Raw genomic sequence first — 13,381 nt, 5'->3', positions numbered from 1 at the left:
GGGAACACACGCAACAATGGCTAAGGTATTCGCAATCGCGAACCAGAAAGGTGGTGTGGGCAAGACCACCACCTGTATCAATCTCGCTGCATCGCTGGCTGCGACCAAGCGTCGTGTGCTGCTGATCGACCTCGATCCGCAGGGCAACGCGACCATGGGCAGCGGTGTGGACAAGCACGAGCTCGAGCACTCGGTCTACGACCTGCTCATCGGCGAATGCGATCTCACCCAGGCCATGCATTACTCCGAGCACGGCGGCTACCAACTGCTGCCGGCCAACCGCGACCTGACCGCCGCGGAAGTGGTACTGCTGGAGATGCAGGTCAAGGAGAGCCGCCTGCGCAACGCGCTGGCGCCGATCCGCGAGAACTACGACTTCATCCTGATCGACTGCCCGCCGTCGCTGTCGATGCTGACACTGAACGCATTGGTCGCCTCTGACGGGGTAATTATCCCCATGCAGTGCGAGTACTACGCACTGGAAGGTCTCAGCGACCTTGTGGATAACATCAAGCGGATTGCCGCCCGTCTGAACCCTGAGCTGAAAATCGAAGGCCTGCTGCGGACCATGTACGATCCGCGGTTGAGCCTGAACAACGACGTTTCGGCCCAGCTCAAGGAGCATTTCGGCGAGCAGCTGTACGACACGGTGATCCCGCGCAACATTCGTCTGGCCGAGGCGCCGAGTTTCGGCATGCCTGCACTGGCCTACGACAAGCAATCGCGCGGCGCGCTGGCCTACCTGGCCCTGGCCGGGGAAATGGTCCGCCGGCAACGCCGTCAGTCACGCACTGCACTAACAACTTAAGGAATCCGCATGGCCGTTAAGAAACGGGGACTCGGACGTGGGTTGGATGCACTGCTCAGTGGTCCTTCCGTCAGCGCGCTCGAAGAGCAGGCTGTCAAGATCGACCAGAAAGAACTGCAACACTTGCCCGTCGAGTTGATCCAGCGCGGCAAATACCAGCCGCGCCGCGACATGGACCCGCAGGCGCTGGAAGAACTGGCGCACTCGATTCGCACCCATGGCGTGATGCAGCCGATCGTGGTTCGCCCCATTGGTGACAACCGCTACGAGATCATCGCCGGCGAGCGCCGCTGGCGCGCCACTCAGCAGGCCGGCCTGGATACCGTTCCGGCCATGGTCCGCGAGGTGCCTGACGAAGCCGCCATCGCCATGGCGCTGATCGAGAACATCCAGCGCGAGGACCTCAACCCACTGGAAGAGGCCCTGGCACTGCAGCGCCTGCAGCAGGAATTCGAACTGACCCAGCAACAGGTTGCCGATGCCGTCGGCAAGTCGCGGGTGACCGTGGCCAACTTGCTGCGCCTGATTTCACTGCCCGAGGCGATCAAGACCATGCTCGCCCATGGCGACCTGGAGATGGGCCACGCTCGTGCCTTGCTCGGTCTGGAAGAAGATCGTCAGGAAGAGGGGGCGCGTCATGTTGTCGCACGTGGTCTGACCGTGCGCCAAACTGAGGCACTGGTGCGCCAGTGGCTCAGCGACAAACCTGATCCGGTCGAACCGAGCAAGCCCGATCCGGATATCGCACGCCTTGAACAGCGGCTCGCAGAGCGCCTGGGCTCTGCCGTGCAGATTCGCCACGGCAACAAGGGCAAAGGCCAGTTGGTTATTCGTTATAACTCGCTTGACGAGTTGCAAGGCGTGCTTGCTCACATCCGCTGAAACAATTCCAGTTGTAGCGCGCAGTCGGAAATCACTACCCAATAGTTGAATAGGGGTTAATCCACCCCTATACTCTGCGCGCATTTTGTCGGCACAAATTATGCCAAGTCATAGCTGACTTGTTGGTCGACTTCGAAGGAGCAGTTGTGATGGAAATACGCACGCCAAACCGCTTGCCTTTCCATCGCTGGGCGGTTTTTCCCGTACTGCTGGCCCAATGCATCGTGTTTCTGTCGGCAACCTTGGTGTTGTGGCAGTGGCAAGGGGGAGTCAGTGGTTACTCGGGTCTCTGCGGAGGTCTGATCGCCTGGCTGCCCAACGTGTATTTCGCCTGGAAGGCATTCCGCTTTAGCGGAGCCCGGGCAGCGCAGGCCATCGTCAAGTCGTTTTACGCGGGCGAGGCAGGCAAGATGATTTTGACGGCAGTGCTGTTCGCACTGACCTTTGCAGGAGTGAAGCCATTGGCGCCGTTGGCAGTATTCGGCGTCTTCGTGCTGACCCTTTTGGTCAGCTGGTTCGCGCCCCTGCTGATGAATAAAAGACTTTCGAGACCTTAGGGCGTTTGAGGCAACCATGGCAGCAGAAACCGCTTCGGGCTATATCCAGCACCACTTGCAGAACCTGACCTACGGTCAACTACCAGACGGCAGCTGGGGCTTCGCCCATTCGGCTGCAGAAGCCAAGGCAATGGGCTTCTGGGCGTTCCACCTGGACACCCTGGGTTGGTCCGTCGCGCTGGGTCTGATCTTCCTGTTCATCTTCCGCATGGCGGCCAAGAAGGCGACTTCCGGCCAACCAGGCGGTCTGCAGAACTTCGTGGAAGTCCTGGTGGACTTCGTCAACGGCAGCGTGAAGGACTCCTTCCACGGCCGTAGCCCAGTGATCGCCCCACTGGCACTGACCATCTTCGTCTGGGTGTTCCTGATGAACGCCATCGACCTGGTACCGGTCGACTGGATTCCTCAACTGGCCATCCTGATCTCCGGTGATCCGCACATTCCGTTCCGCGCCGTGTCGACCACCGACCCGAACGCGACCCTGGCCATGGCCTTCTGCGTGTTCGCCCTGATCATCTTCTACAGCATCAAGGTCAAAGGCCTGGGCGGCTTCATCGGTGAGCTGACCCTGCACCCGTTCGGCAGCAAGAACATCTTCGTGCAGATCCTGCTGATCCCGGTGAACTTCCTGCTGGAATTCGTCACCCTGATCGCCAAGCCGATCTCGCTGGCACTGCGTCTGTTCGGCAACATGTACGCCGGCGAACTGGTGTTCATCCTGATCGCCGTGATGTTCGGCGCAGGCATCCTCTGGCTCAGCGGCCTGGGCGTGGTGCTGCAGTGGGCGTGGGCTGTGTTCCACATCCTGATCATCACCCTGCAAGCCTTCATCTTCATGATGCTTACCATCGTCTACCTGTCGATGGCTCACGAAGATAACCATTAAGACCGCCTGGCGTGTCTGAATAGCCTTCCCCGCTCGTTTGGGGGGAAGGCTTTATAAAGTCCGCAAGGGCAGCTGTACCAAACGATTTGTTTTACCGCTTCAAACTAAAAACCTAACCAATACGACGTAAAAGTCGGGAGGAAAGATGGAAACTGTAGTTGGTCTGACCGCTATCGCTGTTGCTCTGCTGATCGGCCTGGGTGCTCTGGGTACCGCCATTGGTTTCGGCCTGCTGGGCGGCAAGTTCCTGGAAGGCGCTGCTCGTCAGCCTGAAATGGTCCCGATGCTGCAGGTCAAAATGTTCATCGTTGCCGGTCTGCTCGACGCCGTAACCATGATCGGTGTTGGTATCGCCCTGTTCTTCACCTTCGCGAACCCCTTCGTAGGTCAGATCGCCGGCTAATCACTCGTTTCCAACGAGTTGATTGATGTGATGGACAAAGACCGAGCGAGGTGTTGGCGTGAACATTAATGCAACCCTGATTGGCCAATCCGTTGCTTTCCTGATTTTTGTACTCTTCTGCATGAAGTACGTATGGCCTCCGGTCATCACTGCTCTGCAAGAGCGCCAAAAGAAGATTGCTGACGGCTTGGACGCTGCCAACCGCGCAGCTCGCGACCTGGAGCTGGCCCAAGAGAAAGCGGGTCAGCAACTGCGTGAAGCTAAAGCACAGGCAGCCGAAATCATTGAGCAAAGCAAGAAACGCGCTGCTCAGCTTGTCGAGGAAGCCCGTGATCAGGCCCGCGTCGAAGCTGACCGTGTGAAGGCTCAGGCTCTGGCCGAGATCGAACAGGAACTGAACAGCGCTAAAGACGCTCTGCGTGCCCAAGTGGGTGCTCTGGCCGTTGGTGGTGCTGAAAAGATCCTTGGCGCCACAATCGATCAAAACGCGCATGCGGAGCTGGTTAACAAACTGGCCGCTGAAATTTAAGCGAGGGCGATCATGGCAGAACTGACCACGTTGGCCCGACCTTACGCTAAGGCTGCCTTTGAGCATGCCCAGGCCCATCAGCAACTGGCCAATTGGTCAGCCATGCTCGGCCTGGCTGCTGCGGTGTCGCAAGACGACACCATGCAGCGCCTGCTCAAGGCCCCGCGACTGACGAGCGCAGAAAAGGCCGCCACGTTCATTGACGTGTGCGGTGACAAGTTCAATGCACAGGCACAGAATTTCATTCATGTTGCCGCGGAAAACGACCGTCTCCTGCTTCTGCCGGAGATTGCCGCCCTGTTCGACCTGTACAAGGCCGAGCAAGAGAAATCCGTGGACGTGGAAGTCACCAGTGCCTTCGCGTTGGACCAAGAACAGCAAGACAAACTCGCCAAGGTTCTCAGTGCACGGTTAGGCCAGGAAGTGCGCCTGCACGCGTCGGAGGATGCCAGCCTGATTGGCGGCGTCGTCATCCGCGCAGGTGACCTGGTAATCGATGGCTCTGTTCGCGGCAAGATCGCGAAACTGGCCGAAGCATTGAAATCTTGAGTTTGAAGGGGCAGCAGAGCAATGCAGCAACTCAATCCTTCCGAAATTAGTGAAATTATCAAGGGCCGCATCGACAACCTCGATGTGAGCTCCCAAGCCCGTAACGAAGGTACCGTTGTTTCGGTATCCGACGGTATCGTGCGAATCCACGGTCTGGCCGACGTCATGTACGGCGAAATGATCGAATTCCCCGGTGGCGTCTACGGCATGGCCCTGAACCTGGAGCAAGACTCCGTAGGTGCAGTGATCCTGGGTGCCTATGACACCCTCGCCGAAGGCATGAGCGCCAAGTGCACCGGCCGCATCCTGGAAGTTCCGGTCGGTAAGGAACTGCTGGGTCGCGTCGTTGACGCACTGGGCAACCCGATCGATGGCAAAGGTCCACTGGGCAACACTCAGACCGACGCGGTCGAGAAAGTCGCTCCGGGCGTGATCTGGCGTAAGTCGGTAGACCAGCCTGTACAGACTGGCTACAAATCCGTCGACGCCATGATTCCTGTCGGCCGTGGCCAGCGCGAGCTGATCATCGGTGACCGTCAGATCGGTAAGACCGCCATGGCCATCGACGCCATCATCAACCAGAAAGACTCCGGTATTTTCTGTGTTTATGTTGCTGTCGGTCAGAAGCGCTCCACCGTCGCCAACATCGTTCGCAAGCTGGAAGAGAACGGCGCCCTGGCCAACACCATCGTGGTCGTTGCCAGTGCTTCGGAATCCGCTGCGCTGCAGTTCCTGGCTCCTTACGCTGGCTGCACCATGGGCGAATTCTTCCGTGACCGCGGTGAAGATGCCCTGATCGTTTACGATGACCTGTCCAAGCAGGCCGTTGCCTACCGTCAGATCTCCCTGCTGCTGCGCCGTCCACCAGGACGTGAAGCGTACCCAGGTGACGTGTTCTATCTCCACTCCCGTCTGCTGGAGCGTGCTTCCCGCGTTTCGGAAGAGTACGTCGAGAAGTTCACCAATGGCGCAGTCACTGGCAAGACCGGTTCCCTGACCGCCCTGCCGATCATCGAAACTCAGGCTGGCGACGTTTCCGCGTTCGTTCCGACCAACGTGATCTCGATCACCGACGGTCAGATCTTCCTGGAATCGGCCATGTTCAACTCGGGCATCCGCCCTGCAGTGAACGCCGGTGTTTCGGTATCCCGTGTAGGTGGTGCCGCTCAGACCAAGATCATCAAGAAGCTGTCCGGTGGTATCCGTACCGCTCTGGCTCAGTACCGTGAACTGGCTGCATTCGCCCAGTTCGCTTCCGATCTGGACGAAGCGACCCGCAAGCAGCTGGAGCATGGTCAGCGCGTAACCGAGCTGATGAAGCAGAAGCAGTACGCGCCGATGTCCATCGCAGACATGGCTCTGTCGCTGTACGCCGCTGAGCGTGGTTTCCTGACTGACGTAGAAGTCTCCAAGGTCGGCAGCTTCGAGCAAGCGCTGATCGCCTTCTTCAACCGTGATCACGCTGAACTGATGGCGAAGATCAACGTGAAGGGTGACTTCAACGACGAAATCGACGCAGGCCTGAAAGCCGGTATCGAGAAGTTCAAGGCCACCCAGACCTGGTAAGCCGCAGCGGGGGCCCTGGCCCCCGCTTGCTAACCTGATAGGTGATACATGGCAGGCGCAAAAGAGATTCGCAGTAAGATTGCGAGCATCAAAAGCACGCAAAAAATTACCAGCGCCATGGAGAAAGTGGCGGTCAGCAAGATGCGCAAGGCACAAATGCGCATGGCTGCTAGCCGTCCTTACGCGGAGCGTATCCGCCAGGTAATCGGTCATCTGGCCAACGCCAACCCGGAATACCGCCACCCGTTCATGATCGAGCGCCCTGTAAAGCGCGCCGGTTATATCGTGGTGAGCAGTGACCGTGGTCTGTGCGGTGGCTTGAACACCAACCTGTTCAAGGCCCTGGTCAAGGACATGAACGTAAACCGCGAACAGGGCGTTGAAATCGACCTGTGCGTGATCGGCAGCAAGGGTGCGGCATTCTTCCGTAACTTTGGCGGCAACGTCGTAGCTGCGATCAGCCACTTGGGCGAAGAGCCATCGATCAACGATCTGATCGGCTCCGTCAAAGTGATGCTGGACGCCTACCTGGACGGCCGCATCGATCGCCTCTCGGTGGTTTCGAACAAGTTCATCAACACCATGACCCAACAACCGACGGTCGAGCAATTGGTACCGTTGGTGGCAACCCCGGATCAGGATCTCAAGCATCACTGGGATTACCTGTACGAACCCGACGCAAAAGAGCTGCTGGACGGCTTGATGGTGCGTTACGTGGAGTCTCAGGTCTACCAGGCGGTGGTCGAGAACAACGCTGCTGAACAAGCGGCCCGGATGATCGCCATGAAGAACGCCACAGACAACGCCGGTGATTTGATCAAAGAGCTGCAATTGATCTACAACAAGGCGCGTCAGGCTGCGATCACCCAGGAGATCTCGGAAATCGTCGGCGGCGCTGCCGCGGTTTAACGGTTCACATATTCAGAGGATCCAGCTATGAGTAGCGGACGTATCGTTCAAATCATCGGCGCCGTCATCGACGTGGAATTCCCACGTGACGTCGTGCCGAGTGTATACAACGCGCTGAAAGTACAAGGCGCGGAAACCACCCTCGAAGTTCAGCAGCAGCTGGGCGACGGCGTGGTTCGTACCATTGCGATGGGCTCCACCGAAGGCTTGAAGCGCGGTCTGGATGTCGTCGACACCGGCGCTGCCATCTCCGTTCCTGTTGGTAAGGCCACTCTGGGCCGCATCATGGACGTTCTGGGCAACCCGATCGACGAAGCCGGCCCGATCGGCGAAGAAGAGCGTCGCGGTATCCACCAGCCAGCGCCTTCGTTCGCTGACCAGGCAGGCGGCAACGACCTGCTGGAAACCGGCATCAAGGTTATCGACCTGGTTTGCCCGTTCGCCAAGGGTGGTAAGGTTGGTCTGTTCGGTGGTGCCGGTGTCGGCAAGACCGTTAACATGATGGAACTGATCCGTAACATCGCCATGGAACACAGCGGTTACTCCGTGTTCGCTGGTGTGGGTGAGCGTACTCGTGAGGGTAACGACTTCTACCACGAGATGAAGGACTCCAACGTTCTCGACAAAGTAGCGCTGGTCTACGGTCAGATGAACGAGCCACCAGGAAACCGTCTGCGCGTAGCGCTGACCGGCCTGACCATGGCCGAGAAGTTCCGTGACGAAGGTAACGACGTTCTGCTGTTCGTCGACAACATCTATCGTTACACCCTGGCCGGTACCGAAGTATCCGCACTGCTGGGCCGTATGCCGTCGGCGGTAGGTTACCAGCCGACCCTGGCTGAAGAGATGGGCGTTCTGCAAGAGCGCATCACCTCCACCAAGGAAGGTTCGATCACCTCCGTTCAGGCCGTATACGTACCTGCGGACGACTTGACCGACCCGTCGCCAGCCACCACCTTCGCCCACTTGGACGCCACCGTCGTTCTGTCCCGTGACATCGCCTCCCTGGGTATCTACCCAGCGGTCGACCCACTGGACTCGACTTCGCGCCAGCTGGACCCGAACGTGATCGGCAACGAGCACTACGAGACCGCTCGTGGCGTTCAGTATGTTCTGCAGCGCTACAAAGAGCTGAAGGACATCATCGCGATCCTGGGTATGGACGAACTGTCCGAAAGCGACAAGCAACTGGTTGCCCGTGCTCGTAAGATCCAGCGCTTCCTGTCGCAGCCGTTCTTCGTGGCCGAAGTCTTCACCGGCTCGCCAGGCAAGTACGTGTCCCTGAAAGACACCATCGCTGGCTTCAGCGGCATCCTCAAAGGTGACTACGACCACCTGCCAGAACAAGCGTTCTACATGGTCGGCAGCATCGACGAAGCGATCGAGAAAGCCAAGAAACTGTAATCCCGGCGCCCCGCAAGGGGCGCTAATCAGGTTGAGGCAAGCAGATGGCTATGACAGTCCATTGCGATATCGTCAGCGCGGAAGGAGAAATCTTCTCCGGTCTGGTCGAGATGGTGGTTGCGCACGGCAACCTGGGCGATCTGGGTATCGCTCCGGGCCACGCGCCGCTGATCACCAATCTGAAACCAGGTCCGATCACGTTGACCAAGCAGGGTGGCGATCGCGAGGTGTTCTACATCTCTGGTGGCTTCCTCGAAGTGCAGCCGAACATGGTCAAGGTACTCGCCGATACCGTGCAACGTGCCGCCGACCTGGACGAAGCCTCCGCTCAGGATGCCGTCAAGGCAGCTGAGAAGGCCCTGCATGAGAAAGGCGCGGATTTCGACTACTCAGCCGCATCCGCACGTCTGGCCGAGGCCGCAGCCCAGCTGCGCACCGTCCAGCAGATCCGCAAGAAGTTCGGCGGCTAACACCGCTGGCTTCATGTAGATTGAGAAAAAGGGTAGCCATCGGCTACCCTTTTTCTTTTTCTGTTCCCCCTCAGTCGGTCGTGTCTGACCGCCCCGGATTGGTAGCCAGTCAATGTCACTCGATATCGTTATCCTCGCCGCCGGCCAAGGTACCCGTATGCGCTCGGCGCTGCCCAAGGTGCTCCACCCGGTCGCCGGCAACTCCATGCTCGGCCATGTTATCCACAGCGCTCGCCAGTTGCAGCCGCAGGGCATTCACGTGGTGATCGGCCACGGCGCCGAGCTGGTGCGTGAGCGCCTGGCCGCCGACGACCTGAACTTCGTCATGCAGGACAAGCAGCTGGGTACCGGCCACGCCGTGGCCCAGGCCCTGCCGGCGATCACTGCCGACACCGTGCTGGTGCTCTACGGCGACGTACCGCTGATCGAGGTGGAAACCCTGCAGCGTCTGTTGGCCAAGGTCAGCGACCAGCAGCTCGGCCTGCTGACCGTGACCTTGCAGGACCCTACCGGCTACGGCCGCATCGTGCGCGACGCCCAAGGTCAGGTGACCGCCATCGTCGAGCACAAGGACGCAACCGACGCGCAGAAGGCGATCAAGGAAGGCAATACCGGCATCCTTGCCTTGCCAGCCGCCCGCCTGGCTGACTGGATGAGCCGTCTGTCCAACGACAATGCCCAAGGCGAGTACTACCTGACCGACGTCATCGCCATGGCCGTGGCCGACGGCCTGGTGGTGGCCACCGAACAGCCCCATGACCCGATGGAAGTGCAGGGCGCCAACGACCGTCGCCAGCTGTCCGAACTCGAGCGCCATTACCAGCTGCGTGAAGCCCGCCGACTGATGGCCCAGGGGGTGACGCTGCGTGATCCGGCACGTTTCGACGTGCGCGGTGAGGTAACGGTTGGGCGTGATGTGCTGATCGACATCAACGTGATTCTCGAAGGCAAGGTCGTCATCGAGGATGACGTGCAGATTGGCCCGAACTGTGTGATCAAGAACAGCACCTTGCGCAAGGGTGTGGTCGTCAAAGCCAACAGCCATCTGGAAGGCGCGGTGATGGGCGAGGGCAGCGATGCCGGCCCGTTCGCTCGCCTGCGCCCGGGCAGTGTGCTGGACGCCAAGGCCCATGTGGGTAACTTCGTCGAGTTGAAGAATGCACACCTGGGCGAAGGCGCCAAGGCCGGCCATCTGACCTACCTGGGTGATGCCGAGGTCGGCGCACGCACCAACATTGGTGCCGGTACCATCACTTGCAACTACGATGGCGCCAACAAGTTCAAGACCGTGATGGGGGAGGACGTGTTCATCGGGTCCAACAATTCGTTGGTGGCGCCTGTGGATATCAAGGATGGCGCGACTACCGCAGCCGGTTCGACCGTTACCCAGACCGTGGAAGCAGGTCAGTTGGCCGTGGCGCGGGCGCGTCAGCGCAACATCGATGGGTGGAAGCGTCCCGAGAAGATCAAGAAGAGCTGAGTTATACACAGCTGCTTCGATCGAAAGCCGACTTATGTGCATAAGTCGGCTTTTTTATTGCTTTACCGCTCCTACAGGGGACGAATTCGTCTTTAAACTTATCCACAGCTTGACGAATCGATGATCTTAGGTTTTGATTGCAACCATTATCTTTCGAATCGAAACTTAAGCGCTCATGTCGAAACGCAATACCCCTCAGCGTCGTCACAATATCCTGGCCTTGCTCAACGAGCAGGGCGAGGTGAGCGTGGACGCCTTGGCACGGCGCTTCGAGACCTCGGAAGTGACCATCCGCAAGGACCTCGCCGCCCTGGAGGCCAACGGCCTGCTGCTGCGTCGCTACGGTGGAGCGGTGCCTGTACCACAGGAGATGCTCGGTGAAACCGCGCAACCGGTATCGGCCTACAAGAAGGCCATCGCCCGCGCTGCGGTCGCACGCATTCGCGAACACGCCCGCATCATCATCGACAGCGGCAGCACCACTGCCGCCATGATCCCGGAGCTAGGGCGCCAACCCGGTTTGGTCGTGATGACCAACTCGTTGAACGTCGCCCGCGCCATCAGCGAACTCGAACACGAGCCGGTGCTGTTGATGACCGGCGGCACCTGGGACCCGCATTCCGAGTCGTTCCAGGGCCAGGTCGCCGAGCAGGTACTACGCTCCTACGATTTCGACCAGCTTTTCATCGGCGCGGATGGGATCGACCTTACCCGTGGCACCACCACCTTCAACGAACTGCTCGGCCTGAGCCGGGTCATGGCCGAAGTCGCCCGTGAAGTGATCGTGATGGTCGAGTCCGATAAGGTCGGGCGAAAGATCCCCAACCTCGAGCTGCCCTGGAGCAGCGTGAGCACCCTGATTACAGACGAACGCCTGCCCGCAGCGGCACGCGAACAGATACAAGCCCGCGGCATCAATCTGATCTGTGCCGCGATCAGCCAGGAGCAATGACTATGTGTGGAATCGTCGGAGCAGTAGCCGAGCGCAACATCACCGCCATCCTGATCGAAGGCCTCAAGCGCCTGGAGTACCGCGGGTACGACAGTGCCGGTCTGGCCGTCTACACCCAGCAAGGCGAGCTCCAGCGTCTGCGTCGCATCGGCAAGGTCGCCGAGCTTGAGGCGGCCAATACCGCCGACCCACTGATCGGCCAGTTGGGCATCGCCCATACCCGCTGGGCCACCCACGGTGCGCCGACCGAAGGCAATGCCCACCCGCATTTCTCCGGCAACGAAGTTGCCGTGGTGCACAACGGCATCATCGAAAACCACGAAGAACTGCGTGAAGAGCTCAAGGACCTGGGCTACGTGTTCGCCTCGCAGACCGACACCGAGGTGATCGTCCACCTGATCCACCACACCCTCAAGTCCATTCCGGACCTTGCCGGCGCGCTCAAGGCGGCAATCAAGCGCCTGCACGGTGCGTACGGCCTGGCGTTGATCAGCGTGAAACAACCCGACCGCCTGGTCGCCGCCCGCAGCGGTAGCCCGCTGGTGATCGGCCTGGGCCATGGCGAGAACTTCCTGGCCTCCGACCAGCTTGCGTTGCGTCAGGTCACCGACCGCTTCATGTACCTGGAGGAGGGTGACATCGCCGAGATTCGCCGCGACCAGGTGACCATCTGGAACCAGGCCGGTGACCCGGTTCAGCGTGAGGTGGTGCAATACCACGAAGGCGCCGAGGCTGCCGACAAAGGTGCCTATCGTCATTTCATGCTCAAGGAGATCCACGAGCAGCCGGCTGTGGTACAGCGGACTCTGGAAGGGCGCCTGGGCAAGGACCACGTGCTGGTGCAGGCCTTCGGTCCACAGGCGGCCGAGCTGTTCGCCAAGGTGCGCAACGTGCAGATCGTCGCCTGCGGCACCAGTTATCACGCCGGTATGGTCGCCCGTTACTGGCTCGAGAGCCTTGCTGGTATTCCTTGCCAAGTCGAAGTCGCCAGCGAGTTCCGCTACCGCAAGGTGGTGGTCCAGCCTGACACCCTGTTCGTCTCGATCTCCCAGTCCGGCGAAACCGCAGACACCCTGGCCGCCCTGCGCAATGCCAAGGAATTGGGCTTCCTCGGCAGCCTGGCGATCTGCAACGTCGGCATCAGCTCGTTGGTGCGTGAGTCTGACCTGACCTTGCTGACCTTGGCCGGTCCGGAAATCGGCGTAGCCTCGACCAAGGCCTTCACTACCCAGTTGGTATCGCTGATGTTGCTGACCCTGGCCCTCGGCCAGGTACGCGGGACCCTCGAGGCCGGGGTGGAAGCCGAGTTGGTCGAGGAGCTGCGTCGCCTGCCGACCCGTCTGGGCGAAGCCCTGGCCATGGACAGCACTGTGGAAAAGACCGCCGAGCTGTTCGCCGACAAGCACCACACCCTGTTCCTCGGCCGAGGCGCGCAGTACCCGGTGGCGATGGAAGGTGCGCTCAAGCTCAAGGAGATCTCCTACATCCATGCCGAAGCCTACCCGGCCGGTGAGCTCAAGCATGGCCCGCTGGCGCTGGTGGACAGCGACATGCCGGTGGTGACCGTGGCGCCGAACAACGAACTACTGGAGAAGCTGAAGTCGAACCTGCAGGAAGTCCGTGCGCGGGGTGGTGAGCTGGTGGTGTTCGCCGATGAACAGGCGGGTATGACCAATGGCGAAGGTACCCATGTGATCAAGGTGCCGCATATCGCCGATGCCCTGGCGCCGATTCTCTACACCATCCCGCTGCAGTTGCTGTCGTATTACGTGGCGGTGTTGAAGGGTACGGATGTGGATCAGCCGCGGAACCTGGCGAAGTCGGTGACGGTGGAGTGAGGCGCTGACGGTCGCGTCGTGGTTGCTCGCATCATCCTTTGAATGCCCCGCAGGCTTACGCCTGCGGGGCATTTTCGTCAAACGGCCTTGGCCTTCATCAGCCCGATCTCAGCATCGTCGAGCAGTGCCTTGGCCAGGGCTGTGAGGT

General features: G+C 59.9%; 14 protein-coding genes. All 14 read left to right on the top strand.

What is annotated here, in order from left to right; all coding sequences use genetic code 11:
* Window positions 1-16 precede the first annotated feature (16 nt).
* Window positions 17-808: a ParA family protein gene (locus KY379_RS22380; RefSeq protein ID WP_133325648.1), complete on the top strand. Its 792-nt coding sequence runs from the start codon at window positions 17-19 to the stop codon at window positions 806-808.
* Between the two features lie 9 nt (window positions 809-817).
* The gene (locus KY379_RS22375; RefSeq protein WP_136917298.1) at window positions 818-1,690 is read left to right on the top strand and encodes a ParB/RepB/Spo0J family partition protein; all 873 of its coding nucleotides are present in this window, start codon (window positions 818-820) and stop codon (window positions 1,688-1,690) included.
* Window positions 1,691-1,839: 149 nt separating this feature from the next.
* Window positions 1,840-2,247 carry a F0F1 ATP synthase subunit I gene (locus KY379_RS22370; RefSeq protein ID WP_133325644.1) on the top strand — a complete coding sequence of 136 codons (408 nt, stop codon included), beginning with the start codon at window positions 1,840-1,842 and terminating at the stop codon, window positions 2,245-2,247.
* Window positions 2,248-2,263: 16 nt separating this feature from the next.
* Window positions 2,264-3,133, top strand: coding sequence for a F0F1 ATP synthase subunit A (gene atpB, locus KY379_RS22365; protein WP_023383137.1), 870 nt, complete (start codon window positions 2,264-2,266; stop codon window positions 3,131-3,133).
* Between the two features lie 145 nt (window positions 3,134-3,278).
* Window positions 3,279-3,536 (top strand): F0F1 ATP synthase subunit C, encoded by a 258-nt coding sequence (gene atpE, locus KY379_RS22360; protein ID WP_003097235.1) that lies wholly within the window; start codon window positions 3,279-3,281, stop codon window positions 3,534-3,536.
* Window positions 3,537-3,594: 58 nt separating this feature from the next.
* Complete coding sequence (locus KY379_RS22355) at window positions 3,595-4,065, top strand: F0F1 ATP synthase subunit B (RefSeq protein WP_003260032.1); 471 nt, start codon at window positions 3,595-3,597, stop codon at window positions 4,063-4,065.
* A 12-nt stretch (window positions 4,066-4,077) separates the two neighbouring features.
* On the top strand, window positions 4,078-4,614 hold the full coding sequence (locus tag KY379_RS22350) for a F0F1 ATP synthase subunit delta (RefSeq protein WP_133325642.1): 537 nt from the start codon (window positions 4,078-4,080) through the stop codon (window positions 4,612-4,614).
* 21 nt (window positions 4,615-4,635) lie between these two features.
* Complete coding sequence (atpA, locus tag KY379_RS22345; RefSeq protein WP_133325640.1) at window positions 4,636-6,180, top strand: F0F1 ATP synthase subunit alpha; 1,545 nt, start codon at window positions 4,636-4,638, stop codon at window positions 6,178-6,180.
* Window positions 6,181-6,228: 48 nt separating this feature from the next.
* Window positions 6,229-7,089: a F0F1 ATP synthase subunit gamma gene (atpG, locus tag KY379_RS22340; protein ID WP_133325638.1), complete on the top strand. Its 861-nt coding sequence runs from the start codon at window positions 6,229-6,231 to the stop codon at window positions 7,087-7,089.
* A gap of 27 nt (window positions 7,090-7,116) precedes the next feature.
* Entirely contained in the window at window positions 7,117-8,493 is a 1,377-nt protein-coding gene (atpD, locus tag KY379_RS22335) for a F0F1 ATP synthase subunit beta (protein ID WP_009684662.1), read from the top strand.
* A gap of 44 nt (window positions 8,494-8,537) precedes the next feature.
* Complete coding sequence (locus tag KY379_RS22330; RefSeq protein WP_043214185.1) at window positions 8,538-8,963, top strand: F0F1 ATP synthase subunit epsilon; 426 nt, start codon at window positions 8,538-8,540, stop codon at window positions 8,961-8,963.
* Between the two features lie 112 nt (window positions 8,964-9,075).
* Complete coding sequence (gene glmU, locus KY379_RS22325) at window positions 9,076-10,443, top strand: bifunctional UDP-N-acetylglucosamine diphosphorylase/glucosamine-1-phosphate N-acetyltransferase GlmU (RefSeq protein WP_196171437.1); 1,368 nt, start codon at window positions 9,076-9,078, stop codon at window positions 10,441-10,443.
* Between the two features lie 175 nt (window positions 10,444-10,618).
* Window positions 10,619-11,395 carry a DeoR/GlpR family DNA-binding transcription regulator gene (locus tag KY379_RS22320; protein WP_133325634.1) on the top strand — a complete coding sequence of 259 codons (777 nt, stop codon included), beginning with the start codon at window positions 10,619-10,621 and terminating at the stop codon, window positions 11,393-11,395.
* Between the two features lie 2 nt (window positions 11,396-11,397).
* Entirely contained in the window at window positions 11,398-13,233 is a 1,836-nt protein-coding gene (glmS, locus tag KY379_RS22315; RefSeq protein WP_261241845.1) for a glutamine--fructose-6-phosphate transaminase (isomerizing), read from the top strand.
* The last annotated feature ends 148 nt before the right edge of the window (window positions 13,234-13,381 follow it).

The sequence above is a fragment of the Pseudomonas sp. HD6422 genome, assembly GCF_025377065.1.
GTDB lineage: Bacteria > Pseudomonadota > Gammaproteobacteria > Pseudomonadales > Pseudomonadaceae > Aquipseudomonas > Aquipseudomonas putida_U.
This window is presented reverse-complemented; position numbering and strand designations above follow the sequence as displayed.